Genomic DNA, 25,933 nt, shown 5'->3' on the forward strand with positions numbered 1-25,933 from the left:
CCTAATCTTTGTTGCTTTCCAGCCAGTCGGCCAGCGAGCGGCGGTTTGCGGCGCGTCCGCGCATAGGTTCAGCCATGCACATGGAGTTGAGGACGGCTTCCTGCGTGCATTCAGCTGCTGCGCGAAACAGCGTGTCGATACGGCTTTCGTTGAGCACCGCGATCTCGACCACATCACGCGTTTCATCATGGTCGAATATCACCGCCGTTGAAAAGCCGATGGCGATATCACCGCTTCCGTGGCCCCAGAATGCACCCAGACGTGCTAGTCCCGCGCCACAGCGGCGGGTCACGCGCTTCAACTGTCGGTGTTCCATCGGAACATCTGTCGCGAGCACCAGAATGACTGAACCTTTTTCCGGCTGTGCTTCGGCCTTCGGCGAGGGCCTGCGCCCGTCCGGAAGAACCAGATCACCGGCGCGGCCAAAATTGGTCAGCGCCAGAACACCGAGGTGATGCACCTTGCCGCCAAGTTCGAACCGGCGCGAGGATGTGCCGATGCCACCCTTGAATCCGAAACAGCTCATACCGGTTCCTGCACCGACATTGCCTTCGCCAACGTCTGTTCCCGCAATCTGCAACGCTTCCTGCGCATCGGCTTCCGTGACGGCCATGGCCTGAATGTCGTTGAGCGGGCCGTCATTGCATTCCAGAACGACCGGATTGACGGTCGCCGTGGTGCGCCCGATATCGGGATTGCCTGCAATCGCCTCTCGGATCAACGCATTGGCGCAGGTTCCGACGCCAAATGTATTGGTGAGCAGGATCGGCGTTTCCAGCGTGCCCAGTTCCTCGACCTGCACGAGACCTGTGCTTTTGCCAAAACCATTGATGACATCGCAAGCGGCCAGTACCTTGCGGCGATATATGTTGCCGTCATGTGGGATGATTGCTGTCACGCCGGTATTGATATCGCCGTTGCGCAAGGTGCGGTGCCCCACGCGCACGCCCGGAACATCGGTGATGGCGTTGTTTTCGCCCGGCTGCATGATGCCGCAGATGATGCCGTAGTCGCGTGCCTTGCCTGTCATGGTTATTTCCGTGTGCTGGCCTCGATAATGCGCATGAGGAAAGCCCGCATCGACGGGCCTTGCTCTAGGATTCTATCGTTTTGCAGAAAACAGGTCTTGTTCGCAACCTCGCAGGCAAAACCCGTTCGTTAGTTACGGCTGAAGTACCGGCTCAGATCCCGTGCGAGCCATATCCATGTAGATCTCCTGCAAACGGCGGGTGACCGGCCCCGGCTTGCCGTCGGAAATCGTATGATCCTGAATGCCGATGATTGGCGTCACGAAGCTTGATGCGCTCGTGAGAAACGCTTCCTTGGCGGCCTTCGCCTCATCGACCGTGAACAGGCGCTCTTCAATGCGAAGGTGCTGTTCTTCCGCGATCTTGATCACGGCGCGACGCGTGCAGCCAGGGAGGATAGCGTGCGAGTTCGGCCGCGTTACCAGCACATTGTCATTGGTGATGATGAATGCCGTCGATGAACCGCCTTCGGTAACGAAGCCGTCTTCAACCAGCCAGACTTCATGGTAGCCCTTGCTCTTGGCCTGCTTCTTTGCCAGCACCTGCGCCAGAAGCATGACGGTCTTGATGTCGCGGCGCGCCCAGCGCGTATCCGGTGCAATATCCACCCTTACGCCATTCTGGACCGACGGCGAATTGGCGAGGTTCTTGGCCTGCGTGAACATGACGAAATTCGGCTTGATGTCGTCGGTATAGACGAAATCGCGTTCGGCTTCGCCGCGCGTCACCTGCATATAGACGACGCCTTCATGCAGTTCATTGCGCTTCATCAGCTCGATCTGTGCGGCGCGAATGGCGTCCAGCGAAGCAGGCAACGGAATTCCGAGTTCCCTGACGGAGCGCTCCAGACGGGCGAGGTGAAGTTCGTTATCAACAAGGCGGCCATCGATGACAGCGCTGACTTCGTAAATACCGTCACCAAACAGAAAGCCGCGATCGAACACCGACACTTTCGCCTCGTTCTCAGCAACGAAAGCGCCGTTCAAATAAATTACCCTGGCCAAAACACGTCCTCGGACATCTATGTGATTGATTATGCGCACTCCGAAAAACGTGAAGCGGTTTTCGGAACAGATGCGCGTTTAACAGTTTTACCGGACGGTATGGAAAAAGCTTGAGAGCTGCCAATGCTATGTTTTGCAATCACTATGCAGAAATTGCATAAGGGGTAAGGTAGCAGGAAAAAGGTCTCGTTCGAGCCGAACCAAACATACTGCCTTATTGCCCTTTGTTGGAAAGGCCCCGACCCAATGGAACTGAAATGGCTGGAAGACTTCATCGCGCTGGCGGCAACGTCTAGTTTCTCGCGCGCGGCGGATACCCGGCATGTGACGCAATCCGCGTTTTCCCGTCGCATCAAGCAGCTTGAACTCTGGCTTGGCGTTACTCTCGTCAATCGCGCGACTTTTCCTGCAGAGCTTACTCGCGAGGGACGAACCTTTCTGCCGGTCGCGCAGGATACCGTTCGCCAGTTCTACAACACACGCAAGGCGCTGCAGCCGAGCCGCGAGGTCAAAAACCCCGTCCTGACATTTTCAGCCTTGCACACGCTGACAGTCACATTCTTTCCGCACTGGCTGAAGCAGATCGATGACGATGTTGGCAGCATACGCTCTCTGCTCAGTCCGGATCGGGGTGGCTTCGAGGACAATATCGCGACGCTGACGGAAGGAGAGGTTCATTTCTTCCTGACCTATGCGCATAATTCAGTGCCGATCCTGATCGACCGCACGCAGTTTCCTTATATCGTGCTCGGCACGGAACGGCTGATGCCGGTCTCGCGCCCGTCTCCGACAGGCCCGATCCTTGATCATGCCGTTGCCAGCGGGGAGCCATTGCCATATCTGAGCTATGGCGACTTTTCCTTCTTTGGCGCTGCCCTGTCGCAAAAATTTGCATCCGGTACCGCGTTCAAGCGTCAGGTGGTTCACGAAAACACCATGTCGATCGGTCTGAAGGCCATGGCGCTTGCAGGCTGGGGGATGGCCTGGCTGCCCGAAAGCCTCATTTATGATGAACTGCAACGCGGTGAACTTGTGCCAGCCTCAACTGATCCCTATTGGGATTTCACGGTTGAGGTCCGTATCTATCGTCACGATGCGGCACTTCCGGCCCATGCCGAGAGCTTCTGGGAATATTTGCAGGCAAAAGATCGGGCAATATCTGAAAAGGGCGATTGACAGCAGCCCATCGTCGGCGCTGTAAAAGGCAGCATATCTTCAGCCGGTAGCAGGGGACACGTCGCGGCATGAAAGTTACCATCGAACAGACGCTCGATCAGGCGGGTACGGGCGCATTTCAGCGCGGTCTTCTGGGTGTGTTTGGCCTTGTCTGGGCCGCCGATGCCATGCAGGTGCTGGCGGTCGGCTTTACCGGTGCTGCCATTGCAAAGACTTTTGGCCTGACCGTCCCACAAGCATTGCAGACCGGCACGCTGTTCTTTCTCGGCATGCTGATCGGCGCAGCCGTATTCGGACGATTGGCCGATAAATATGGTCGCCGTCGCGTGCTTCTCATCACTGTCGCCTGTGATGCCGTATTCGGACTGCTTTCGGCATTTGCGCCAAGTTTCAGCATTTTGCTCTTCCTGCGCTTCATGACGGGCGTGGCAGTCGGCGGAACATTGCCGGTCGATTATGCGATGATGGCCGAATTCCTTCCCGCCAAAAATCGCGGCCGTTGGCTCGTCATGCTCGAAGGTTTCTGGGCGGTCGGCACCGTTGTCATCGCCCTTGCGGCATGGGCCACCAGCCTTGCAGGCGTAGAAGATGGATGGCGTTATATCTTCATCGTCACCGCTGCGCCGGCGCTCATCGGCATCTGGCTGCGCCTCTGGGTGCCGGAATCCCCGATGCATCTTCTGAAATCGGGACGCCCGGAAGAAGCCAAATCGGTCATGAACCGCGTGCTTCGCCGTAATGGCAAACCGGAGTTACCGCCGAAGGCCCGGCTTGAAGCGCCCCTTATGGTGACAGGCGAAAAGCTTCTGTCGCCAAATCTGCGCCAGCGCACGCTGACGACGCTGGCAATCTGGTTTCTCGTTTCGGTGTCCTATTACGGTATTTTCACCTGGATACCGGCCAAGCTTGCCGGTGATGGGTTTGGCTTCGTCCGCGGCTACGGCTTCCTTGTCGTGGTTGCACTGGCCCAATTGCCGGGCTACGCACTCGCCGCCTATGGCGTGGAAGCGTGGGGACGCAAGAAGACGTTGATCACCTTTCTGTTCATCAGCGCAGCTGCCTGTGCTCTCTTTACAGTGGCCAACAGTTCAGCGGTTGTCGGTGCATCCATTCTCATCATGAGCTTTGCCCTGCTTGGCACATGGGGCGCGCTCTATGCCTTCACACCGGAGCTTTATCCGACGGGATTGCGCGCAAGCGGAATGGGAGCGGCGGGTGCGATGGCCCGCCTTGGCGGCTTGCTTGCGCCGTCCGCGCTGGCACTCGTCATCAGCCAGAGCTTCTATGTCGCCGTGGCACTGTTTGCGGGACTTCTGGCGCTGGCCGGTATTATCGCCTTTTTCATCGATGTGGAGACACGGCAGAAAGCTTTGAACTAGAACATGTCTCCCAAAAGTGGGAACCGGTTTTGGGAGACATGTTAGGAAAACAACCCAGAGATCATTTTATTTCCGGGCATATTATATATTATTTCAGTAATTTATGTCGTATTCTTTATCCATTGCTTTCGGTAATCAGCGTAGGCTTCATTGCCCGGTCTGAAAATCCTGCCGTGTTTCTCCGGAACCGTTGCACCTGCGAGCAATCCGGCACCAAGCGACGTGCCGGTCGATCCTGATACAGCTTCGACGTCTCGTCCCGTAAAATTCGCCAGCGCTTCAAGATAGACCGGGTTTCCGGCAAACGGCCCTTCGACGATAACCGGTCCATCGGCACCCAGCAGATGGAGACAGGTTTCCGTCATCAGCGCCGCATAGATGCAGGCGGCTACATAGCGCTCTGCATCGCTGGCTGTGTCAACATTGATCCAGCGAAGATTGGACCTCGGATAGGGACCGCAACCCGGCACGGCTGACGGCAGCGCCATGATGTGCTGCGCCAGAACCTTTGCTGCAATATCGGGCTGGTCGATGACCGGGGGGACGGTCAATCCTTCCGTCATGATATCGAATTCGCGCCCGCCCATGTAACGGGCGGATGGAACAGCACGACCATAGGCATCGACATTGGCAAGCGTGTCGCGTTCCGGGGCAAGCCCGTCGAAATTGCCGCCAACGGCGAAACTCACCACCCACGTCCCGGTCGAGACGACCGAGAACGGGCCCTCCCGATCCATTAGATGCGCGAGCAGCGATGCATTGGAATCGTGAATGCCGCAAAGAACCGGCACGGCTTTGCAAAGGCCGATTTCTGATGCAATCTCGGGCAGAACTTCGCCCAACGCATCGAAGGCAGACCGAAGCGGCGGGAATTTTGCGCGAACGTCCAGCCGGTCAACGAGGGGCGAGAAGGCGGATTTCTGCGGTAGCCATAAATCGGTGTGGCAGCCCAGCGAGGTCACTTCCGAAGCGGCAATGCCGGTCAGACGCCATGCCCAATATTGTGGATAGGTGAATATGAAATGCGTCCGCGCAAAATCGGCGGGAAATACCGTCTTCAGATAATGAAGCTGCGCACCGAGATTAAGGCCGAGCGACAGCGGTGGCGAGAATGTATCTTTGAAATCCGGCTTTATGGCCGCATAGGCCGCGCGGATTTCAGCCGGATAGTCGAGTTCATAGTCGAGGACAGGCATGGCCAGCGTGCCGTCCTTCGCGACGAGAACCGCCGCCGCGCCATGCGTGGTGATGGAAATGGCGTCGAAGCCCGGCTCTTTGACAAAAGCGGCAAGGCTTTTCAGGAAAAAGCGCCACAGAGCCTCGATGTCATAATGTGGATAGGAGCCATCGCACAGCACCGTATTGGAGATGCGGTTTGCGACGATTTCTTCGCCGCTTGCCGCATCAAGCACAACGACTTTAGCGTTTGTTTTGCCTATATCCAGAATGGCAATGCGCTTCATGGCATGTGAAACACTGGCTTGAGGTCCACGGAAACCGGCGAATTATCGGCATTCGTTGCCATGATATCCGCCATATGCACCCACCAATTTTTCATCACCGGATGATCAGGCAGGGCGGCCATGCCGTGATTGGGCTTACGTACCAGCACGCCGAACAGGATATTGGTCTCTTCATCGAGATAGATCGCGTAATCCGACACACCTGCCTTGTGGAGAAGGTCCACCAGTTCTGGCCATATCTCATCATGACGGCGGCGATATTCCGCTTCCATGCCCGGATTGAGCTTCATGCGAAATGCATAGCGTTCGCTAGTCATGCTGCACGCCTCGTTTTGAACTGCCGGATGAGGATCGGCAGTGAAATGGTGACGATCAGCAGGAGGCCGATGAAGATCGACATGACGATGCCCGGCACATTGAGAAGCCCAAGCCCGAAGGTCACAAGGCCCATGACGAAGGCCGCAATCACCACGCCGACAATTGTGCCCGAGCCGCCAAGGATCGACACGCCGCCCAGCACGACCATGGTGACGATTTCCAGTTCCCAGCCTTGTGCAATGGATGGGCGTGTCGAGCCAAGGCGCGAGGTGAGGCAGACGGCGGCGATACCGCTCATCACGCCGGTCAATAAGAAGAGCACGAATTTGGTTTTCTCGACTGGGATGCCGGAAAAGCGCGCTGCGAATTCATTGTTGCCGATGGCATAGATGCGGCGTCCGAAGCTGGTCCAGTGCAGCAGCACGCCGAACAGAACGGCAAACAGAACGAACAGTGCGAATTCGAAAGAGATCACCCAGAAAACATAGCCCTGTCCGAAATAGGCAAAGCTTGCCGGGTAGCCGCCAAAGGCCTGATCGCCCAGCACAATATAGGAAATACCGCGGAAAAGGCTCATCGTGCCGATGGTCACAACGATGGATGGCAGTTTCAACCCGGCCACCAGCCCGCCATTGATTGCGCCGCAGACGAGGCCGGTGCCGATGCCGATCATCACGAGGCCGGGTGTGCCGACACCTGCCTGCGTCGCTGCCCCCATCGCCGTCGAGGCGAGCGCAATGATCGCGGCGACCGAAAGATCGATTTCACCGGAAATAATGAGAAGCGTCATCGCAAAGGCGATCAATGCCTTTTCGGTGAAATTGAACGTGGCGTCCGACAGGTTCCAGGCATTGAGGAAGTAGGGCGAGGTAAAGGAATTAGCGATGAAGATCGCAATTGCCACGCCAAGCAAAAGCATTTCCCAGCTTGCGAAGATGCGGGAGAATGGCGTTCCGAGCCGGTCGGGGATATGACGGCGCTGTTCATTATTCATGCCGCAACCTCCTCGTAAGTTTTTGCAGCCTTGTCGCGCAGGATGATGCGTCCGCGCCGCTTTTCCTGTCGTGCATTGAAGATCACGGCCAAGATGATAACAGAGCCGGAAATCGCCATCTGCCAGAAGGGCGATATGTCGATGACCGGCAGTGCGTTCTTGATGACGCCGAGGAACAGCGCACCGAGAACCGCACCGGCAACAGAACCTATCCCGCCAAGTGTCGAGATGCCGCCAATGACGCAGGCCGCAACGCTGTCGAGTTCGAATCCGGCTGCAACATCCACATAGGCGACGGCGTAGCGCGACACCCAGAGATAGCCGCAAAGCCCGGCGAGCGCACCCGACAGCACGAAGGCGAAGAAGCGCGTGCGGCCGACGTCGATCCCGGCATAGACGGCGGCGGTCGGGTTGCCGCCGGAAGCATAAAGCGCGCGGCCGAAGAATGTCCGCGTCAGCAGTACATAGACGAGCGCCACAATCAGGATCGCCGTCCAGCCGAGGAGCGGCAGGCCAAGAAAGGACGTGCGCGGCGTGTTGAGGAAGGGTGCGGTCATCTGATGCGCGTTCACCCACGCGCCGCCGGAGAGCACAAAAGCCATGCCGCGATAGATGGTAAGCGTGCCAAGCGTGACGACAATCGCCGGAATGTTGAGCTTCCAGACCAGAATGCCATTGATGGCGCCCAGAACCGCGCCGATGCCGATGGCCAGCACAATGAGAAACACGAGCGGCAGGCCCGGATAGGTCGCATTCAGCATCGCCACTGCCGTGCCGGTAAAGGCGAGGTTGGCGGCGACCGACAGATCAATAGACTTGGTCAGGATCACCGCCATCTGTCCAAGCGCGACAATGATGAGGATGGACGTGTCGTTGAAAATATTCACCAGATTATGCGCGCTGGCAAAACCCGGAGCGCGGCTTGCGAACAGCCCCACCAGAATAGCGATGATGACAAGAAGCAGGAGTTCGCGCTGCTTGAGCGACTGTTTCATCGTCTACTCCGTGTTTCCGGTGGCGGCGCGCACCAGCACTTCCGCGTCGAGGCTGGCGCGCTCAAAGATGCCTCCCATCAGCCCTTCGCGCATGACCATCACACGGTCAGACATGCCGATGATTTCCGGCAGTTCCGACGAGATCATGATGATGCTGAGCCCTTCTGCAGCCAATTCGCTGATAAAGGCGTGAACCGCTGCCTTGGAACCGATATCGATGCCCTTGGTCGGCTCATCGAGAATGATGACCTTCGGATTGGTCGCGAGCCACTTGCCGATGACGACCTTCTGCTGGTTGCCGCCGGACAGCGTACCTACCGGTACGGAAAGGGCGGCGGCGCGCAGGTCGAAACGCTCGGCATATTTGCGCGCCAGCGCCAGTTCTTCCGCCATGCGCAGAAAACCATTGCGCGAGGTGCGGGCAAGCGACGGCAGCGATACATTCTGGAAGATCGGCAGTTGCAGCACGGCCCCGTGGCGTCCGCGCTCCTCCGGCACATAGACGATGCCATGCGCCACCGCATCGCCGGGACGGCGGATGCTGATCTCGCGATCTTCGAGCGTCACGCGGCCATGGGAAGGCTTAGTGATGCCGAACAGCGATTGTGCAAATTCCGAGCGACCGGCCCCCACAAGGCCGTAGACGCCAAGGATTTCACCCTTGCGCAGCTCAAAGGAAATGTCGCGAAATTCGGTTGGATGCGAATAATTTTCGACCTTGAGCACTGGTTTGCCGATGGCGACATCCTGCTTGGGGAAAACCTGTTCGACAGAACGCCCGACCATCATGCGGACAATCTCATTCTGCCGCGTATCAGCAAGCGTGCCGTGGCCGACGGCGTGCCCGTCGCGGAAAACCGCGTAATTATCGGCGATTTCATATACTTCATCGAATTTGTGGCTGATGAACAGGATGGCTTTGTCCTGTGCCTTTAGCCGCGCCACGATGCGGAACAGATCGTCCACTTCCTTGCGCGAGAGCGCCGCGGTCGGCTCATCCATGATGACGATGCGCGAATCCACCGACAGCGCGCGGGCAATGGCGACCAGATGGCGCTGGGCAATGGACAGTTCTTTCAGCTTGATACGGGCATCGACAGTCGTTTCGAGCGACGAAAGCAACGCCTGCGAGCGTGCATAAACAGCCTTCCAGTTGACGAAACCGAACTTCGTGCGGGGCGCATGGCCGAGATAGATGTTTTCACCCACCGACAATTCGTCGAAGAGCACGGTTTCCTGATGAATGGCCGTTACGCCGTGATCGGTCGCATCCTGTGCAGTTGCGAAATGCACCGGCTTGCCGTCGATGAAGATTTCGCCTTCGTCGGGCTGATAGATCCCAGTCAGGATTTTCACAAGCGTGGATTTGCCAGCGCCATTCTCTCCGATCAGCGCCGTCACCTTGCCGGGATAAAGCGCGATGTTCACGTCATCAAGCGCACGCACGCCCGGAAACGTCTTGGCTATGCCGCGCATTTCCAGAATGGGCTGATCCGTGGTGGAAAGCGTCGGCTCTCCGCCGGATAGGCCGCTGGATTGAAAGGCTGCATTCATAGCAGATACCTGAAGTCGGGTTTGGAAAACGATAGGCGGCATTGGGGTTGCATATCCAATGCCGCTTCTTTTGTACGCGCATCTTTTCCGAAAACCGGTTTCCACTTTTCGGGACGCGCTTACCGATCAGAAGACCTTGGAGAATTCGTCGATATTCGACGCGTCATAGACGAACGGATCGCTCATTGCGGCTTCGCCATTGTCACCAATCTTGATCTTGCCCATGCGTCCGGCTTCGATTTCCGAGCCCGGCTTGCCATCGGCATCACCCTTTACAAGATGATAGGCAATCTGGGTTGCCGAATAGCCAAGGTCGATCGGGTTCCAGATGGCGAATTCCTTGGTTGCACCCGTCTTGATGGCGCCGGCCATTTCGGACGGAAGACCAAGGCCGGTCACATAGACATCACCAATCTTGCCTGCATCCTTCACGGCCTGCGAGGCAGCGAGAACGCCAACAGTCGTCGGTGCCACGATGACCTTCACATTCGGGTTTGAAGTCAGCAGTCCTTGCGCTTCGCGGTAGCTCTTGTCGGCCAGGTCGTCACCATAAACGGTGGTCACCAGATTGAGGCCGGGGAAGTCCTTGAGCTGCTTCTTCATCTCGCCAATCCAGATATTCTGGTTGGTCGAGGTGGTGGTGGCAGACAGGATCGCGAAATCGCCCTTGCCGTCCGGCAGGTGATCGGCTGCGAGCTTGAGACACATCTTGCCGATCAGTTCGTTGGAAGACGGGTTGAGGTGGACGATACGGCCTTCAGGTGCGACGCCCGAATCCCACGAGATCACCTTGATGCCGCGCTGTGCGGCTTTCTTCAGGGCAGGGACGACAGCATCCGGGTCGTTGGCCGAAATAGCGATGGCATCCACGCCCTGCGCGATCAGGGAATTGATGACCTCAATCTGACCTTCCGCCGTCGTGGTGGTCGGGCCGGTATAGATGACCTCTACGCCGCCCAGTTCCTTCGCAGCTTCCTGCGCGCCCTTGTTGGCAGCTTCAAAGAAGCCGTTGCCGAGCGACTTCGCAACAAGCCCGATCTTCATGTCGGCGGCCTGCGCATGGGCAGCCATGAAGGCAACGGCCAGTGCAGTGCCTAATGCCAGTTTCTTGAAAAGTTTCATGTCTCATTCCTCCCAGTATAAAGACATATGTTTCGCTTGTTCCGGCTCAGGCCACCTCGGCGGAATCCTCCCGTGGGTCGCCCTTGCCAGCATTTGCGGAGACCTGCGCCACGATGAGCCGGATGCCCGCATTTTCCACCATGCGCCGCGCTTCATCCGAAATGCCGTCATCGGTGATCAGCGTGCTGACCCGGTCGAGAGGGCAAAGGATGAGGCTGGAACGGCGTGTGAATTTCGTTGAATCGACCATCAGGACAAGTTCGTCCGCCTGGCCCATCAGTTTCTGTTCGCTCTGGATGATCAGCGCATCGGATTCCATGACGCCGAGCGGGCTGATCCCCTGACAGCCCATAAACATGCGCCGTCCGTAGAAATTACGAATAACGTCATTGTCGAAAGGTGACAGGATAAGGCTCTGGTCGCGATAGATCGCACCGCCGGGCACGATCACCGTGCTTTTCGACTGGTGCAGAAGATGTTCGGCGATGGCAAACGAATTGGTCAGCACCTGAAGGCGGCGCGGAGCAAGATAATGCACCATCTGGAAAGTCGTGGACCCGCCATTAATGATGATGCTGTCGCCTTCCTCGCACAGCGCAACCGCTTCACGAGCTATTGCGCGCTTGCAATCCGCGTTTTCCGATTCCGAAACCTTGAAAGGACGGCCCGCAAGATTGCCGAACTGCGGCGGATGAATAGCCTCTGCGCCACCACGCACGCGCTTGATACGGCCCTGCATATGGAGAGAAGCAATATCCCGGCGAAGGGTCGCTTCCGACGCCTCCGTCAATTCCACCAGATCCTGAATGGTAATCACCGGCTTTTCCTGAACAGCACTCAGGATGATGCGGTGGCGCTCTCTTTCGTGCATGGCTCCTCCTTGTCTTTGTATCGGGCATAAATGTCGCGCCTGTCAATCATAAACAATCACAATGGCGCACGATAATCACATTAATGATTGATTATGATCGTTTGTGATTGACAGCAATTCGTTTGATACGTCATATCTGCCGCAACATGATCGCTGGCACATTGAACGGGCATGCAACGTACAGGCGGCTTGCGATTCACCATAACAGACTTGGGAGGATGACATGGTGGCCCAGAGCAGGCTTCTCGAAAACCGGTGGGATGACGCCAGAGCAGCAACGATGGATGAGCCGGGCAAGCTGCTTTACCGCTCCAATCTGCTCGGTTCCGACAAGCGCATCACCAATTACGGCGGCGGAAACACTTCCGCCAAGGTGGAGGAAACCGATCCGCTGACTGGCGAAAAAGTTCAGGTTCTCTGGGTCAAGGGTTCGGGCGGTGATGTCGGCACAATCAAGCTCGATGGCTTTGCCACGCTTTATCAGGACAAGCTCGACGCGCTGAAAGGTATCTATAAGGGTGTCGAGGACGAGGACCGCATGGTCGGTTTCCTGCCGCACTGCACCTTCAATCTCAACCCGCGCGCCGCTTCCATTGATACGCCGCTGCATGGTTTTGTCGCCTTCAGGCATGTGGACCATATGCATCCCGATGCGGTCATCGCAATCGCCGCATCCCGGAATTCCCGTGAACTGACGGGCGAGATTTTCGGTGGCGAAATCGGCTGGCTACCGTGGCGTCGTCCCGGCTTCCAGCTCGGTCTTGACCTTGAAGCCTTCGTGAAGTCAAATCCCAAGGCAAAGGGCGTTGTCCTTGAAAGTCATGGACTTTTCACTTGGGCCGATGATGCTAAAGCCTGCTACGAAACCACGCTCGCCATCATCAACAAGGCCATTGAATGGCTGGATCAGAAGACGGCAGGCAAGCCTGCTTTCGGCGGCGCTGTCACGCAGAGCCTCCCAGTTTCCGAGCGCCGGGCCATTGCCGCGCGGCTGATGCCGGAAATTCGCGGACTTATCGGAAAGGATGAGCGCAAGCTCGGTCATTTCGATGATCAGGATGCCGTGCTGGAATTCGTGAACTCGAAAGAATTGCATCCGCTCGCGGCACTCGGCACCTCCTGCCCGGACCATTTCCTGCGCACCAAAATCCGTCCGCTGGTCGTTAATTTCGACCCGGCCAAGCCCGATATCGATGCCGTGGTTGCCGGACTTGAGGGTGCACTGGAAGCCTATCGCGCCGACTACAAGCGCTATTACGAGGCGTGCAAGCACGACAATTCGCCGAAGATGCGCGATCCCAATCCGGTAATTTTCCTGATCCCCGGTGTCGGCATGCTGTCCTTCGCACGCGACAAGGCGACTGCGCGCATCGCCGGTGAGTTTTATGTCAACGCGATCAATGTGATGCGTGGTGCATCCGGCGTATCGGAATATCAGGGCCTGCCTGAACAGGAAGCCTTCGATATCGAGTATTGGCTGCTTGAAGAAGCCAAGCTGCAGCGCATGCCAAAGCCGAAGAGCCTCGCGGGGCGCATTGCATTCATTACCGGCGGCGCTGGTGGCATCGGCTTTGCCACAGCAGAACGGCTGGCAGGCGAGGGTGCTTGCGTGGTTCTGGCGGATATCGATGCAGGATCGCTCAAAATCGCTCACGAAAATCTCGTAAAGCGCTTTGGTGCCGATCAGGTGCGCAGTGTCGAACTGAACGTCACCGACGAAAAAGGCGTCGCGAGTGCGTTTGTCGAAGCCAGTGTCGAGCTAGGCGGCATCGACATTCTGGTTTCCAACGCTGGTATTGCATCATCCGCGCCGGTAGAAGCCACCGAACTTTCCATGTGGAACCGCAATATCGACATTCTGGCGACCGGCTACTTCCTCGTTTCGCGGGAGGCGTTTCGCTTGTTCCGCCGCCAGCAAATCGGCGGCAATGTGGTATTTGTCGCCTCGAAGAACGGGCTTGCAGCTTCGCCCAATGCTTCGGCCTATTGCGCTGCAAAGGCCGCAGAAATCCATCTGGCGCGTTGTCTGGCGCTGGAAGGTGCAGATGCCGGAATCCGCGTCAATGTGGTCAACCCGGATGCTGTCCTGCGCGGCTCCAAGATATGGGACGGCGAGTGGCGCGAACAGCGTGCAGCATCCTCGAAGATTGATGTTTCCGAGCTTGAGGAACATTATCGCAAGCGCTCCATGCTGAAGCTGAATGTCTTCCCCGAAGACATTGCCGAAGCCATCTACTTTCTTGCAAGCGATGCTTCGGCCAAGTCGACCGGCAACATCATCAATGTCGACGCCGGAAACCAGCAGAGTTTTCCGCGCTGACCATATAATCTGGACATTCTGGGAGGAACCATGTCCGAGCAACGCATTGCGGCAGATTTCATCGCCGAGCATAATTCCGGTTTCGAAAATGCATTGAAGAGTGATTATCAGGCGCTCGGCGAACAGCTTTTGCGCCGTGGCATCGAGATCGACACGATTACAGACAAGGTGGCGGCCTATTACGTGGCCGTGCCTTCATGGGGCACAGGCACAGGCGGCACCCGCTTTGGGCGCTTTCCGGGAAAGGGCGAACCGCGCGGCATTTTCGACAAGCTCGATGATTGCGCCGTCATCAACGAGCTTTGCCGTGCCACACCGAATGTTTCCCTGCATATTCCATGGGACAAGGCCGATCCGAAGAAGCTCAAAGCCCATGCCGAAGCGCTTGGTCTCGGCTTCGACGCCATGAACTCCAATACATTTGCCGACGGCGCAGACCAGAATCTTTCTTACAAATTCGGGTCGCTTACCCATGTCGATCCGGCAGTGCGGGCGCAAGCCGTAGAGCACAATATCGAATGTATCGAAATCGGAAAAGCCATAGGTTCCAAAGCCTTGACCGTCTGGGTGAGCGATGGTTCCAACTTTCCGGGCCAGCAGAATTTCACCCGCGCCTTTGAGCGCTATCTGGCTTCCATGGGTGAAATCTATCACGCACTACCCGACGACTGGCGCCTGTTCTCCGAACACAAAATGTATGAACCGGCCTTCTATTCGACGGTGGTGCAGGACTGGGGCACCAATTACCTCATCGCCTCGACACTAGGGCCGAAGGCACAATGTCTGGTCGATCTTGGCCACCATGCGCCCAACACCAATATCGAAATGATCGTTGCGCGGCTGATTCAGTTCGGGAAACTCGGCGGATTCCATTTCAACGACAGCAAATATGGCGACGATGATCTCGATGCCGGGTCTATCGATCCGTATCGATTATTCCTTGTTTTCAATGAGTTGGTGGATGCAGATTATCGTGGTGTGGCCGACTTCCATCCGGCCCATATGATCGACCAGTCGCACAATGTGACCGACCCGCTGGAGAGCCTGATCTCATCCGCCAATGAAATCCGCCGTGCCTATGCGCAGGCGCTTCTGGTGGATCGTGAGGCACTGGAAACCTATCAGCAGGAAAACGATGCGCTGATGGCATCCGATACCCTGAAACGCGCCTATAGAACCGACGGCGAACCGATCCTCGCGGAAGCACGTCGCCGCACCGGCGGGGCCATCGAACCGATTGCCGCCTACCGAGCCAGTGGCTACCGCGATAAGGTTGCGAAGGAGCGTCCGGAGAGTAAAAGCGACGGCGGGGCGTTTAACTAAAACTCCACTTGCCACAAAATCGCCGCACAATGAACGGTCCTTCGCCGCAATTAAAAGGCGATTTCTGTCGCTTGTCCGTTCCGAAAACCGCGTTTGGCAACTGTCAGCGCGATTTTCTGAATGTCAGATTGAGGCGAAACGGACCCAGTTTTTCATGCTCGCTGCGCTTCAGGGTGAGTATGCCATGATAGAAGAGACGTGAAGGTCCGCCCCACACAACCACGTCACCGTGATGCAGGATATATTTCGCAATCGGGTCGGTTCGCTTCAACCCGCCAAACTGGAAAGTCGCAGGCAGACCGAGCGACACCGAAACAATCGGATTGTTGAGATCCTGTTCGTCCTTGTCCTGATGCAATGAAAGTTTCGCACCCAGTTCATAACGATTGATGAGACAGGCATCCGGCGCAAAATCAGGATAACCGGCTTCACGAGCAGCAGTTTGGGCAAGCGCGCGGAAGGAATCCGGCATCGTCGGCCAGAGAAGGCCGGTTTCCGGATCGTCGGTACTGTAGCGATAGCCGGTCCGGTCCGTGACCCAGCCGAATTCTCCACAATTCGTCATCGCAACCGACATGCGATATCCGCCCGGCGTGGTCATATGGCGAAAGGGGGCCACGGCAGAAACATCGGCCACGGCTTTCAGAACAGCATCCTCACTTGGAAGCGCAAAGCCACGCAGAAGCACGGCGCCCGGCGCCAGGATTTTACGCGGTTCAATCTGGTCGAAAAGGTCTCTCATGAGACCTTTCTAGCACGAGATCAGGAGACAGCCTCCCGAAACCTGCTTTCAAACTCAAGCCAGTCCTGTGGCGTTTTCGAAAGTGCGCATGAAAAGATCATTTTCTTCCGGTGCGCCGACACTGACGCGGATGAAAGTCGTGTAGCCCTGCTGCTTCCAAGGCTTCACGATGACGCCGTCTTCCAGCAGTTTTTCGGCAAACGCAACAGAATCCGATTTCACGTCAATGAACAGAAAATTCCCCTTGGAGGGCGCAAAACGGATTTGTCGATCGCTCAGGAAACCGGCCATCCGGTCCCGCTCGCTAAGCGCAAGCGCGATACCCTTTGCGAGATGGTCTTTATCCCGGCGCGCAACCAGCCCCGCAGTCTGTGCAATGCCATTGGCGTTGAAAGGTGTGCGGGCGCGGTCCAGAAACCCGCGCAATTCCAGGTCGCTGACAAGCCCGAATCCCAGACGCACACCGGCCAGCCCATAAGCCTTGGAGAAGGTACGCAGCGCCACCCAGTGAAGGCCACTGTCGCGCAGAAGTGTGGCGGCAGACGGATAATCGTCACCGGCTGCATATTCAGCATAAGCTTCGTCAACGACCAGCAACGTCTCCGGCGAGACCGCATTGACAACGCGCTGCAAAGCCTCCGGTGTCAGCCAGCTCCCGACTGGATTGAGCGGATTTGCGAACATCACGAGACGTGGAGCGGTCGCAACTGCAGCCACCAGCGCATCAACGTCGACTTCAAGCGACGGCGTCACTTCAACCCGTTCGACACTTGCCCCCATGGTCGTCGCATAATCCTCGTGCAACGGAAAGGACGGGTAAAGTGTGACCACCCGGTCGCGCGGCCGCAAAACGGTGCGGCAGATTACGCCGATCAGGTCTTCCGATCCGTTGCCGAGAATGATGCGGTCCTGCGGCCAGTCGAACTCGATCGCAATTTCCTGCGCCAGTTCGCGTCCCGACGGGTCGGGGTAGAGCCGCAGCAGATCATGGGCACCGGAAAAGAGCGCCTGCACCTTGGGTGACGGTCCAAGCGGGTTCTCGTTGGAGCCGAGTTTTGCGATTGCCGGAGGATGATAGCGCGCCTCCACCTCGGCAATGGTGAGACCGGCATTATAGGGGCTGAGACCACGGATTTCGGGCCGAATCAGATCGCCAAACCGGGCATTTTCCTGCGCCATTCACGTTCTCCTCTGGTGCAGCGCGTCACTTGTCGCGCGCCTTTGGGAGAGAAGTTCTAAGACTAAAATCCAATTTTGTATATATATGTATAGACAAGTTATGAAAAAGATGTTCCTATGCTGGGCAGACCACAAAAAATTGCTAAACATTCGACCCGGAACAGTTAGAAGTTCGGGCAACAATATTGTTTTGCCAAAGGTCCGCAGGGGAACATGATGCAGGTTTTATCGCTTTTCGACCTTCGCGGGCGTAAAGCGCTGGTTACCGGTGCAAGCCGGGGACTGGGACAGGCCATTGCCGAAGCGCTAGCCTCGGCTGGTGCCGATGTCGCCATTACAGCGCGCAAGTCCGACGACCTCTCCGAAACGGCATCCCGTATCGCCGCCCATGACCGCGCCTCGGCCACCCTTTCGCTCGATGTGCGCGATGTTGCCGCCTGTGGAGCCGCTGTCGCGCAAGCCTCGAAAGCGCTCGGCGGTCTTGATATTCTAGTCAACAATGCAGGCTATGAAGAAATCCGCCCCTCGCTCGATGTGGACGAGGCGCTTTGGGACCGCATCGTGGCGACCAATCTCAAAGGCGCGTTCTTCTGTGCGCAGGCTGCTGCCCGCCAGATGACGGACAGCGGAAAGGGGGGAACGATCATCAATCTGTGCTCGCTGACCTCCTATGTCGGTGTGCCAACCGCCGCTCCCTACGGTTCTTCCAAATCCGGCCTCATGGGCATGACCCATGCTCTGGCGACAGAATGGGCGCCTTCCGGCATCCGCGTCAATGGCATTGCGCCGGGCTATTTCCGCACTGCCATGACCGATGTGTTTTACGAGAATGACGACTGGCAGAAGGCGATGCTGGGCAAGATTCCGCAGGGCCGTTTCGGCGCGATGGAAGATGTTGCGGGCGCTGTGGTGTTTCTGGCAAGCGCTGCGTCGTCGTATGTCACGGGGCAGGTGATCCCGATAGACGGAGGCTACCTTGCATCCATTTGATACTCTCCAGCGGAATATCAGCGGATTGTGAAACAGGATTGAAATAACTTCATAAAATACCTTCCGGTACTTTGACTGAAATGGGAAACAACGATGAATACAACCGAAACCGGAACTGGCCGTAAAGTCTCCAACGGACCGGCTGCCGTATCGGTCAACAATGTCAGCATGATCTATAACGGCTTCCATGCCGTGCGTGCGGCATCTTTCGATCTCGCCAAGGGCCGTTTTCTGACCATTCTCGGGCCATCCGGCTCCGGCAAGACGACGCTTCTCCGCCTCATCGCCGGTTTCCAGAAACCGAGCATCGGTGAAATATTCATCAACGATGAAGCTGTCAGCGCCGTACCGCCGCACAAGCGCTCCATCGGCATGGTTTTTCAGAAGCTTGCGCTTTTCCCGCATATGACGGCCGCTGAAAATGTCGCCTTTCCGCTGAAAATGCGCCGCTTCGATGCGCGTTCTATCCCTGAGCGGGTGGAACGCTATCTCGACCTCGTTCGTCTGAACGGCCTCGGCGAACGGCGCGTGCACGAGCTTTCCGGTGGCCAGCAGCAGCGTGTCGCCATCGCGCGCGCCCTCGTTTTCGAACCGGACCTGCTTCTGCTCGACGAACCTCTGGCGGCACTCGACCGCAAGCTGCGCGAGGAAATGCAGCTTGAATTTCGCCGCATCCAGCGAGAACTTGGCGTTACGACCATCAATGTCACCCATGACCAGCGCGAAGCGCTCGTCGTATCTGACGAAATCATCGTCATGGATGGTGGCGAAATTCAGCAGATGGCACAGCCATCCGAGACCTATCGCAATCCGTCCAACGCCTTTGTGGCGAACTTCATCGGCGTCACCAATTTCATTTCCGGCAAGGCGTCTTCGCTCGACAGCAATCTCGTGCGGGTCGATGCCGGAATAGCTCTGGTAGGTGTGGCAGGCGAGGGGCGCGGACCGATTGGCTCCGGCGCAAATGTCTCGTGTGCAATCCGCGCCGAACAGATCCGTATTGGCGGCAGCGCCGCGGCACATGCAGAACTCGATACCGTGCTTGAAGGCATCGTTACCGACGCGATTTTTGAAGGCGAACGCATCGTCTATGAATTGCGGGTTCCTGCCTTGGGAGACGTGTTGATGCGCGTCTTCGACCACGATCCCATCGGCCATAGCCAGTTTGCGGAAGGTGAAACCGTGCATCTTGGCTGGAACGCCCGCGATCTCATCGTCTTTGCCGCATGAACTAAAACGTTACGGGGAAACTCCAGAGGAGAAACAAAATGAGCAATCTGAAGAAACCTTTTCTGATACTCGACCGCCGCCGCTTCCTGCAAAGCGCAGGCGCTTTTGCCGCTGCAGCCGGCACGACATCGCTCGGCCTGTCGCGCGCATTTGCTGAAGAGCCGGCAAAGCCGAAGGAACTGATCGTGCGCGCCTGGGGTGGCAGCTGGGTGGAGGCGCTTAAAGCCGGCGTTTCCGATCCGTTTACTGCCAAGACCGGCATTTCCATCCGTCACGACCTGACGGAAGACAACGAAATCCAGCCGAAGCTCTGGGCTGCGGTCGCGCAGAAGCGTGTTCCACCGATCCACGTCAACTGGGATACGACCACCAATGCGACCAAATCGGCATTGCGCGGCGTGACGGAAGACCTGTCGGACCTGTCCAATCTCAAGAACACCACCGATCTTGCCAAGCCGGTTGGTCTCGACGGCTATCCGATCGTCAACACCTATGGCTATGTCTATGTGTTGGCCTATCGTCCGGAAGCCTTCCCGGATGGCCCGCCGAAGTCGTGGCACGCTCTGCTCGATCCGAAGTTCAAGGGACGCATTGCGCTCTATAATGATGGCATCGGCTTCCACTTCCCGGCGCAGGTTGCCGGTGGCGGCAAGCTGGAAGACATTCCGGGCAACATGCAGCCCGCATGGGATTTCATCACCAAGGTGAAGCAGCAGCAGCCGCTTCTCGGCGAAGACCCGGATTTCACCACCTGGTTCCAGAAGGGCGAAATCGATCTGGCCTGCACCATTTCCACCAATGCGCGCGAAGCCCAGAAGAACGGCGTCAAGATCGATTGGACCGTTCCGGAAGAGGGCGCGAAGTTCGACACAGACGGCCTTTGGATTCCAAAGGGCCTACCGGAAAACGAACTTTACTGGGCCAAGGAATATATCAATTTCGCGCTTACCAAGGATGCGCAGCAGGTCTGGCTCGACGGCCTTGGCCTGCCGGGTGTCGTGCCGGGCCTGACCCCGCCCGCCGATCTGGTGAACGACCCGGCCTATCCGACCAAGGACGAGGATTTCAAACACCTCATCCGTATTTCGGCAAAGGTGCAGGTGGAAAACGAAAGCGAATGGTTCTCGAAGTTCAAGGCCATCATGCAGGGCTGATCCAGCTCCGTGAAAACAAGACGGGTCGCCCGAAAGGGCGATCCTGATGCCCGACATATCCGGGCAAACATTTCGGGCAAACATTCAGGAATTGAAACATGCGAGCGGCACGCACTGCCTATCCCATGACATGGCGCATCATGGACGCGCTGGAAGCAATCGCAGCCTTTTTGTGGCCCGCGCGGTTCAATCGCGCCGTGCCTTATCTGATGCTGCTTCCGGCGATTGTTCTGGTCGGACTGCTGGTGCTGGGCTTGATCCAGATCGCGGATACCAGCCTGCGCACGCTCGACACTTCGACGTTCCTGATGTCGGACTATTACACGCTCGCCAATTACAAGCGCGCACTGACGGAAAGCCTCTTTGCAACCGTGGCATGGCGCAGCCTGTTCGGCTCGCTCGTCGTGACCGCATTCACGCTTCTTCTGGCATTTCCCTATGCCTATCTCATGGTGCGCACGCCATCGGCTGCATTGCGCAAATTCCTGCTGATCGCGCTGTTCCTGCCCTTCTTCATTGGTCAGGTCGTGCGCGCCTATGGCTGGCTCATCATTCTCGGTAATCAGGGCATGGTCAACGAAGCGCTTGGCCTTGTCGGTATCGCGCCAATGCGGCTACTCTATAATTATCCGGCAGTTCTGTTCGGCCTCATTCAATATATGTTGCCATTCGCCGTGCTGATGCTGGCGCCAGCCCTGACGGCCATACCGGAGGAAATGGAAGCGGCGGCGAGTTCGCTCGGTGCGAACTGGCTGCGGACCTTCGCCCATGTTGTCCTGCCTATGGCCCGTCCAGGCCTGATCGGCGCTGGACTGGTGGTAATGACGCTGTCGCTCACCGATTTTGCCGTACCGGCCATTCTTGGCGGCGGGTCGCAGGATTTCATCGCCAATGCGATCTATGACCAGTTCTTCCGCACATCCGATCAGGGACTGGGCGCAACGCTTGGGCTGCTTCTGGTCGGCGTCGGTTCCATCCTCGTCGGGATCGTGTTCACGCTGTTCGGGGCCGGTACGCTTGCCATGGGGAGGGCGCGCAAATGACCTCGCCACTGTCAAAATCCATCGTCATATGGACATTCGTGATCGCCGTTCTGGTGCTGCTTTCCGCACCGACCATCGTGGTGCTTGGAGCCTCCTTCACATCCGGCAACATGATTACCTTCCCGCCGGAAGGGGTCTCGCTGAAATGGTATCAGAAGATCGCCGGAACGAGCGACCTCTGGGATGCATTCCTGCGCTCGCTCTATGTCTCCTTCATCTGCACCATTGTCGCCATTCCGGTCGGGACCTTGGCTGGCATAGCGCTAGCGAAATATGCCGTGCGGTTTGAAAAGACAATCCAGATTTACCTGCTGCTGCCCTTCACCATTCCGCTGATCGGTTCCGGCATCGGTCTCATGCTGGTTTTCGGTCAGGCAGGAATTCTGGGCCAGCTCTGGCCGGTAGGGATTGCAGCCTGCGTCATCAATCTGCCCTTCATGATCTGGGCCGTAACGGCAAGTGCCGCCAATCTCGATGCCGATCTGGAACTCGCCGCCGCCAATTGCGGGGCTGGGCCGATCTCGACCTTCTTCTTCGTCACACTGCCGGTCGTCGTGCCGGGCGTCATCAGCGGCTCGCTCTTGATGTTCATTCTGGCGCTGAACGAATTTCTGGTAAGCCTGCTTCTGGTCGATGCACGCATCGTCACGCTGCCGGTGCAGATCTACAATTCGATCCGGTCCATCATCACACCGGACCTTGCGGCCATCTCCGTCGTCTTCATCGCCTGTGCCGCTGCTGCTATCTTTCTGCTCGACCGGCTGGTCGGGCTCGACATCTTCCTCAAATCGAAATGACCGGTTGCGCCACCTCCGCAACCAGCAAGGAGCCGATCATGTCCGATGTTTCTTTTCACGAACTGGCTAAACTGGACGACGCAGCGCGCGCCGAACTTCTCAAGCGCTCGGAAACCGACCTGTCGGGCTTTATCGAGAAGGTCAAGCCGATCATCGAAGCCGTTCGCACCGAAGGCGACGCGGCGCTTGTCCGCTTTGCGCGCGATCTCGACAAGGCAGAAGTCGATCCGGCGAGCATCAAGGCAACGGAAGCCGAGTTCGATGCCGCGTTCGACAAGGTGGAAAAAGACGTGATCGACGCCATCCAGTTCGGCATCGATAATATCCGCCATTTCCACGAGGAGCAGAAGCCGGAGGCCATGTGGCTGAAGGAAATGCGTCCGGGCGCCTTTGCGGGCGACCGCTTCACCCCGATCCGCTCCGTCGCGCTCTATATTCCGCGTGGCAAGGGAGCCTTTCCGTCCGTCACCATGATGACCGCCGTTCCGGCTGTCGTTTCAGGCGTGCCTGATCTTGCCATCGTCACCCCGCCGACACCGGATGGTTCGGTCGATGCCGCAACACTCGTTGCCGCACGACTTGCCGGTGTGGAAACCGTCTATAAGGTCGGCGGCGCGCAGGCAGTCGCTGCTGTCGCCTATGGCACAGAAACGGTGAAACCGGCGCTCAAGATCGTCGGCCCCGGCAGCCCATGGGTGGTTGCAGCCAAGCGCCTGCTTGGCGGTGTCATTGATCCCGGCCTGCCTGCTGGCCCTTCCGAGGCTGTCATTTTTGCCGATGATACGGTGAAGGGTGGACTTGCGGCACTCGACCTCCTGATCGAGGCGGAACATGGCCCGGACTCGTCGGCGTGGCTCGTCACGCATAGCCGCCGCGTCGCGGAAGAGGCGCTGGCTGCATTGCCGGACCATTGGGCGCGCATGACCGAACAGCGCGTCGGCTTCTCCAAAACCGTGCTTACCGGCAAATATGGCGGTATCGTCCTGACGTCATCCGTGGAAGAGAGCTACAAGTTCATCAACGACTATGCGCCGGAACATCTGGAGCTTCTTTCTACCGATCCGTTCGCGCATCTCGGCCATATCACCGAAGCTGCCGAAATCCTGATGGGACCGCACACGCCGGTCGTCATCGGCAATTTCGGCCTTGGCCCGAACGCCGTGCTGCCGACCAGCCGCTGGGCGCGGACCTATGGTCCGCTTTCGGTAACGGATTTCGTCAAGCGGTCGTCCATCGGCTATGTGACGGCTTCCGCCTATCCGGAATTTGCAAAACATGCCCGCACACTGGCGCGTTACGAAGGGTTCTCCTCACACGAGAACGCCGTGTCGGAAATCCGCAGGGATTACCTCTAGAAAGAGCCGGGGAGGCTGACGATGAAGGCTGTCCGGCTCTATGCGGCGAAGGATTTGCAGGTCGAGACAATCGACCCGCCGTTGCGGCCTAAGCCGGGCTGGGTCCGGCTGAAAGTATCGGCTGCCGGTATCTGCGGCTCCGATCTGCATAATTTCATGACCGGGCAGTGGATCAACCAGTCACCTTCGGTCGCAGGCCATGAATTTGCAGGTGTCGTGACTGAAACTGGTGCTGGCGTGACCAGCTTCAAACCCGGCGATACGGTGATCGCGGACTCCCGCTACTGGTGCGGCGAATGCCAGTCCTGCAAAAGCGGCAGGCACAATGTCTGCGAGACGCTGGGGTTCATCGGTGAAGTCTGCGATGGCGGTTTTGCCGAGGAGACAGCACTTCCTGCACGGCTCCTCGTTCATTACGATCCGGCCATCAACCCGGTGGTCGCCGCCATGGGCGAACCGCTTTCGGTGGCGTTGCACGCCATCCGCAAGCAGCGCGTACCGTCGGGCGAGGCGGTTCTCGTTGTGGGTTGCGGGCCAATCGGCGGGCTTGCAGCGCTTCTTCTTTCCCACCTGCATGACGGCCCGGTGCTGGTCTGCGACCGCAACGAGCAGCGCGCCAGTCTTGTTTCAACTGTCACCGGCGCAACCAGGGTTCCGCTCGACAAGGCGGCAATTGAAGCCGCACTCGATGGCCAGCCAATCCGCTATGCCATTGATGCCACCGGCAATATCGGCGTCCTCAAGGCAATGCTCGACGTGCTTTCCGGCGGCGGTTCGCTGGCACTGGTCGGCATATCCCACGGCATGATCGAGCTTGATCCGAATAGTCTGGTCGAGCGGGAGATCAGCCTGATCGGCTGCCATGCCTATCAGGACGAACTGCGTGAAATTGCAAAAGTCCTGCCCGATCTTGAGGCGTCGCTGTTGCAGCTTGTCGACCGGGAAATTTCGCTCGATGAGGTTCCGGACGCCTATGCCCGGCTGATTGCCGGTGAAGCGAACGGCTTGAAAACGATCATACGGACAGGGATGTGACTCATGGGTGCTGGCGACAAATCGGAATCCCATCATGCCGCCGACATGGAACTGCCCGAAACCGCCGGGCCGCTCTATGAGAAGGTCAAGGCGCAGGTGCTGGACAACATCCGCTCCGGTCGCTGGCCCGGTAATCATCGCCTGCCTTCGGAACATGAACTGGTCGATGCACTCGGCATTTCCCGGATGACAGTCAACCGGGCCCTGCGCGAACTGACCGATCAGGGCATATTGAAGCGTATTCAGGGCGTCGGCACTTTCGTCGCGCCCCCGAAGCCGGAAACGACGCTGATCGAAGTCGTCAACATCGCCAACGAAATCAAGGCGCGCGGCGGGCAGCACCGCGCCGAAGTCGTCACCCTCGACATTATCGAACCGACGCCCGAACTGCTCAATGCGTTCGAACTGCATAAGAGTATCCCCATCGCCCATTCGCTGATTGTGCACCTCGAAAACGAGGTGCCGGTGCAACTTGAGGAGCGGTTCGTCAATACGAGCCTCGTGCAGCATTACGAATTGCAGGACTTCCGGGCTATCACGACTTACGATTATCTTCAGAAAAGCACCCCGATGACCGAGGTTGAGCAGGTCATTTCGGCGATAACACCAGACGCGGAAATTGCGCGTCTGCTGCGTCTCGATGATGGTATTGCCTGCCTGCTTCTGGACCGCCGGACATGGACGGGTGAAACGGTTGCGACCGTCAACAAGCTGATCTACGCTGGCAATCGTTACCGTCTTGGCAGCCGTTACAAACCTGAAATCTATAGATAATCCAAACCACTCCGTAACGATCACAATTATCTGACCCAATGCTTTTCACTGGTTGTGTTGACATTTACTGATTCTCGTAACATTTAT

Annotated in this window: 23 protein-coding genes; 12 read left to right on the forward strand and 11 right to left on the reverse strand. The window is 57.6% G+C overall.

All coding sequences use genetic code 11. The features are described 5' to 3' along the window. Position 1 precedes the first annotated feature (1 nt). Together AAE521_RS00305 and AAE521_RS00310 are read right to left on the reverse strand one after the other, a co-directional pair. Complete coding sequence (locus tag AAE521_RS00305; protein WP_342060229.1) at positions 2-1,030, reverse strand: DmpA family aminopeptidase; 1,029 nt, start codon at positions 1,028-1,030, stop codon at positions 2-4. Positions 1,031-1,162: 132 nt separating this feature from the next. Beyond that, the gene (locus AAE521_RS00310) at positions 1,163-2,014 is read right to left on the reverse strand and encodes a D-amino-acid transaminase (protein WP_371264652.1); all 852 of its coding nucleotides are present in this window, start codon (positions 2,012-2,014) and stop codon (positions 1,163-1,165) included. A gap of 264 nt (positions 2,015-2,278) precedes the next feature. Here AAE521_RS00310 and AAE521_RS00315 point away from each other — a divergent pair, with 264 nt between their 5' ends. Together AAE521_RS00315 and AAE521_RS00320 are read left to right on the forward strand one after the other, a co-directional pair. Continuing rightward, complete coding sequence (locus tag AAE521_RS00315; protein WP_071633678.1) at positions 2,279-3,208, forward strand: LysR family transcriptional regulator; 930 nt, start codon at positions 2,279-2,281, stop codon at positions 3,206-3,208. Between the two features lie 68 nt (positions 3,209-3,276). After that, positions 3,277-4,587 (forward strand): MFS transporter, encoded by a 1,311-nt coding sequence (locus AAE521_RS00320; RefSeq protein ID WP_071633677.1) that lies wholly within the window; start codon positions 3,277-3,279, stop codon positions 4,585-4,587. A 101-nt stretch (positions 4,588-4,688) separates the two neighbouring features. Here AAE521_RS00320 and AAE521_RS00325 read toward each other — a convergent pair whose 3' ends face one another. From AAE521_RS00325 to AAE521_RS00355, 7 genes are all read right to left on the reverse strand, one after another. Continuing rightward, complete coding sequence (locus AAE521_RS00325) at positions 4,689-6,050, reverse strand: FGGY-family carbohydrate kinase (protein ID WP_071633676.1); 1,362 nt, start codon at positions 6,048-6,050, stop codon at positions 4,689-4,691. After that, positions 6,047-6,367, reverse strand: a complete 321-nt coding sequence (gene rhaM, locus AAE521_RS00330) for an L-rhamnose mutarotase (protein WP_071633675.1) — start codon at positions 6,365-6,367, stop codon at positions 6,047-6,049. The genes AAE521_RS00325 and rhaM overlap by 4 nt, the downstream gene beginning before the upstream one ends. Continuing rightward, positions 6,364-7,362, reverse strand: coding sequence for an ABC transporter permease (locus tag AAE521_RS00335; protein WP_071633674.1), 999 nt, complete (start codon positions 7,360-7,362; stop codon positions 6,364-6,366). The genes rhaM and AAE521_RS00335 overlap by 4 nt, the downstream gene beginning before the upstream one ends. After that, the gene (locus AAE521_RS00340) at positions 7,359-8,357 is read right to left on the reverse strand and encodes an ABC transporter permease (protein WP_071633673.1); all 999 of its coding nucleotides are present in this window, start codon (positions 8,355-8,357) and stop codon (positions 7,359-7,361) included. Before AAE521_RS00340 ends, AAE521_RS00335 begins: the two co-directional genes overlap by 4 nt. Positions 8,358-8,360: 3 nt before the next feature. Beyond that, the gene (locus tag AAE521_RS00345; RefSeq protein WP_342060230.1) at positions 8,361-9,911 is read right to left on the reverse strand and encodes a sugar ABC transporter ATP-binding protein; all 1,551 of its coding nucleotides are present in this window, start codon (positions 9,909-9,911) and stop codon (positions 8,361-8,363) included. Between the two features lie 126 nt (positions 9,912-10,037). Continuing rightward, positions 10,038-11,033 carry a rhamnose ABC transporter substrate-binding protein gene (rhaS, locus tag AAE521_RS00350; RefSeq protein WP_071633672.1) on the reverse strand — a complete coding sequence of 332 codons (996 nt, stop codon included), beginning with the start codon at positions 11,031-11,033 and terminating at the stop codon, positions 10,038-10,040. Positions 11,034-11,079: 46 nt separating this feature from the next. Next, positions 11,080-11,904 (reverse strand): DeoR/GlpR family DNA-binding transcription regulator, encoded by an 825-nt coding sequence (locus AAE521_RS00355; RefSeq protein ID WP_071633671.1) that lies wholly within the window; start codon positions 11,902-11,904, stop codon positions 11,080-11,082. A 223-nt stretch (positions 11,905-12,127) separates the two neighbouring features. Between AAE521_RS00355 and AAE521_RS00360 the strand changes: the two genes are divergently transcribed. Beyond that, positions 12,128-14,224, forward strand: coding sequence for a bifunctional rhamnulose-1-phosphate aldolase/short-chain dehydrogenase (locus AAE521_RS00360; RefSeq protein WP_342060231.1), 2,097 nt, complete (start codon positions 12,128-12,130; stop codon positions 14,222-14,224). A 30-nt stretch (positions 14,225-14,254) separates the two neighbouring features. After that, the gene (gene rhaI, locus AAE521_RS00365; RefSeq protein ID WP_071633669.1) at positions 14,255-15,547 is read left to right on the forward strand and encodes an L-rhamnose catabolism isomerase; all 1,293 of its coding nucleotides are present in this window, start codon (positions 14,255-14,257) and stop codon (positions 15,545-15,547) included. Between the two features lie 103 nt (positions 15,548-15,650). Here the strand turns inward: rhaI and alkB are convergent, their stop codons facing one another. Together alkB and AAE521_RS00375 are read right to left on the reverse strand one after the other, a co-directional pair. Next, positions 15,651-16,289 carry a DNA oxidative demethylase AlkB gene (alkB, locus tag AAE521_RS00370; protein ID WP_071633668.1) on the reverse strand — a complete coding sequence of 213 codons (639 nt, stop codon included), beginning with the start codon at positions 16,287-16,289 and terminating at the stop codon, positions 15,651-15,653. A 54-nt stretch (positions 16,290-16,343) separates the two neighbouring features. Then, positions 16,344-17,468, reverse strand: coding sequence for a histidinol-phosphate transaminase (locus AAE521_RS00375; protein ID WP_342060232.1), 1,125 nt, complete (start codon positions 17,466-17,468; stop codon positions 16,344-16,346). Positions 17,469-17,684: 216 nt separating this feature from the next. Here AAE521_RS00375 and AAE521_RS00380 point away from each other — a divergent pair, with 216 nt between their 5' ends. The 8 genes from AAE521_RS00380 (at position 17,685) to hutC (ending at position 25,846) form a co-directional block, all read left to right on the forward strand. Next, entirely contained in the window at positions 17,685-18,458 is a 774-nt protein-coding gene (locus AAE521_RS00380) for an SDR family NAD(P)-dependent oxidoreductase (RefSeq protein ID WP_071633666.1), read from the forward strand. 93 nt (positions 18,459-18,551) lie between these two features. Further along, positions 18,552-19,688: an ABC transporter ATP-binding protein gene (locus AAE521_RS00385; RefSeq protein WP_342060233.1), complete on the forward strand. Its 1,137-nt coding sequence runs from the start codon at positions 18,552-18,554 to the stop codon at positions 19,686-19,688. Positions 19,689-19,726: 38 nt separating this feature from the next. After that, positions 19,727-20,842 carry an ABC transporter substrate-binding protein gene (locus tag AAE521_RS00390; RefSeq protein ID WP_010658776.1) on the forward strand — a complete coding sequence of 372 codons (1,116 nt, stop codon included), beginning with the start codon at positions 19,727-19,729 and terminating at the stop codon, positions 20,840-20,842. A gap of 98 nt (positions 20,843-20,940) precedes the next feature. Beyond that, on the forward strand, positions 20,941-21,885 hold the full coding sequence (locus AAE521_RS00395) for an ABC transporter permease (RefSeq protein ID WP_071633663.1): 945 nt from the start codon (positions 20,941-20,943) through the stop codon (positions 21,883-21,885). Beyond that, positions 21,882-22,682, forward strand: a complete 801-nt coding sequence (locus AAE521_RS00400; protein WP_071633662.1) for an ABC transporter permease — start codon at positions 21,882-21,884, stop codon at positions 22,680-22,682. Before AAE521_RS00395 ends, AAE521_RS00400 begins: the two co-directional genes overlap by 4 nt. A 38-nt stretch (positions 22,683-22,720) precedes the next feature. After that, positions 22,721-24,037 (forward strand): histidinol dehydrogenase, encoded by a 1,317-nt coding sequence (gene hisD, locus AAE521_RS00405; protein ID WP_071633697.1) that lies wholly within the window; start codon positions 22,721-22,723, stop codon positions 24,035-24,037. A gap of 21 nt (positions 24,038-24,058) precedes the next feature. Next, positions 24,059-25,072, forward strand: coding sequence for a zinc-dependent alcohol dehydrogenase (locus tag AAE521_RS00410; RefSeq protein ID WP_342060234.1), 1,014 nt, complete (start codon positions 24,059-24,061; stop codon positions 25,070-25,072). 3 nt (positions 25,073-25,075) lie between these two features. Then, positions 25,076-25,846, forward strand: a complete 771-nt coding sequence (gene hutC / locus AAE521_RS00415; RefSeq protein WP_010658781.1) for a histidine utilization transcriptional repressor HutC — start codon at positions 25,076-25,078, stop codon at positions 25,844-25,846. The last annotated feature ends 87 nt before the right edge of the window (positions 25,847-25,933 follow it).

The sequence above is a fragment of the Brucella cytisi genome (genome assembly GCF_038433355.1).
GTDB lineage: Bacteria > Pseudomonadota > Alphaproteobacteria > Rhizobiales > Rhizobiaceae > Brucella > Brucella cytisi.

Coding starts and splice junctions, on each gene's coding strand:
- rhaM (WP_071633675.1), bottom strand. CDS start 6,367: ATGACTAGCGAACGCTATGCATTTCGCATGAAGCTCAATCCGGGCATG.
- AAE521_RS00355 (WP_071633671.1), bottom strand. CDS start 11,904: ATGCACGAAAGAGAGCGCCACCGCATCATCCTGAGTGCTGTTCAGGAA.
- AAE521_RS00360 (WP_342060231.1), top strand. CDS start 12,128: ATGGTGGCCCAGAGCAGGCTTCTCGAAAACCGGTGGGATGACGCCAGA.
- AAE521_RS00385 (WP_342060233.1), top strand. CDS start 18,552: ATGAATACAACCGAAACCGGAACTGGCCGTAAAGTCTCCAACGGACCG.
- AAE521_RS00400 (WP_071633662.1), top strand. CDS start 21,882: ATGACCTCGCCACTGTCAAAATCCATCGTCATATGGACATTCGTGATC.
- AAE521_RS00390 (WP_010658776.1), top strand. CDS start 19,727: ATGAGCAATCTGAAGAAACCTTTTCTGATACTCGACCGCCGCCGCTTC.
- AAE521_RS00395 (WP_071633663.1), top strand. CDS start 20,941: ATGCGAGCGGCACGCACTGCCTATCCCATGACATGGCGCATCATGGAC.
- AAE521_RS00340 (WP_071633673.1), bottom strand. CDS start 8,357: ATGAAACAGTCGCTCAAGCAGCGCGAACTCCTGCTTCTTGTCATCATC.
- AAE521_RS00320 (WP_071633677.1), top strand. CDS start 3,277: ATGAAAGTTACCATCGAACAGACGCTCGATCAGGCGGGTACGGGCGCA.
- hutC (WP_010658781.1), top strand. CDS start 25,076: ATGGGTGCTGGCGACAAATCGGAATCCCATCATGCCGCCGACATGGAA.
- alkB (WP_071633668.1), bottom strand. CDS start 16,289: ATGAGAGACCTTTTCGACCAGATTGAACCGCGTAAAATCCTGGCGCCG.
- AAE521_RS00380 (WP_071633666.1), top strand. CDS start 17,685: ATGCAGGTTTTATCGCTTTTCGACCTTCGCGGGCGTAAAGCGCTGGTT.
- rhaS (WP_071633672.1), bottom strand. CDS start 11,033: ATGAAACTTTTCAAGAAACTGGCATTAGGCACTGCACTGGCCGTTGCC.
- AAE521_RS00345 (WP_342060230.1), bottom strand. CDS start 9,911: ATGAATGCAGCCTTTCAATCCAGCGGCCTATCCGGCGGAGAGCCGACG.
- AAE521_RS00335 (WP_071633674.1), bottom strand. CDS start 7,362: ATGAATAATGAACAGCGCCGTCATATCCCCGACCGGCTCGGAACGCCA.
- AAE521_RS00305 (WP_342060229.1), bottom strand. CDS start 1,030: ATGACAGGCAAGGCACGCGACTACGGCATCATCTGCGGCATCATGCAG.
- AAE521_RS00410 (WP_342060234.1), top strand. CDS start 24,059: ATGAAGGCTGTCCGGCTCTATGCGGCGAAGGATTTGCAGGTCGAGACA.
- hisD (WP_071633697.1), top strand. CDS start 22,721: ATGTCCGATGTTTCTTTTCACGAACTGGCTAAACTGGACGACGCAGCG.
- rhaI (WP_071633669.1), top strand. CDS start 14,255: ATGTCCGAGCAACGCATTGCGGCAGATTTCATCGCCGAGCATAATTCC.
- AAE521_RS00375 (WP_342060232.1), bottom strand. CDS start 17,468: ATGGCGCAGGAAAATGCCCGGTTTGGCGATCTGATTCGGCCCGAAATC.
- AAE521_RS00315 (WP_071633678.1), top strand. CDS start 2,279: ATGGAACTGAAATGGCTGGAAGACTTCATCGCGCTGGCGGCAACGTCT.
- AAE521_RS00325 (WP_071633676.1), bottom strand. CDS start 6,050: ATGAAGCGCATTGCCATTCTGGATATAGGCAAAACAAACGCTAAAGTC.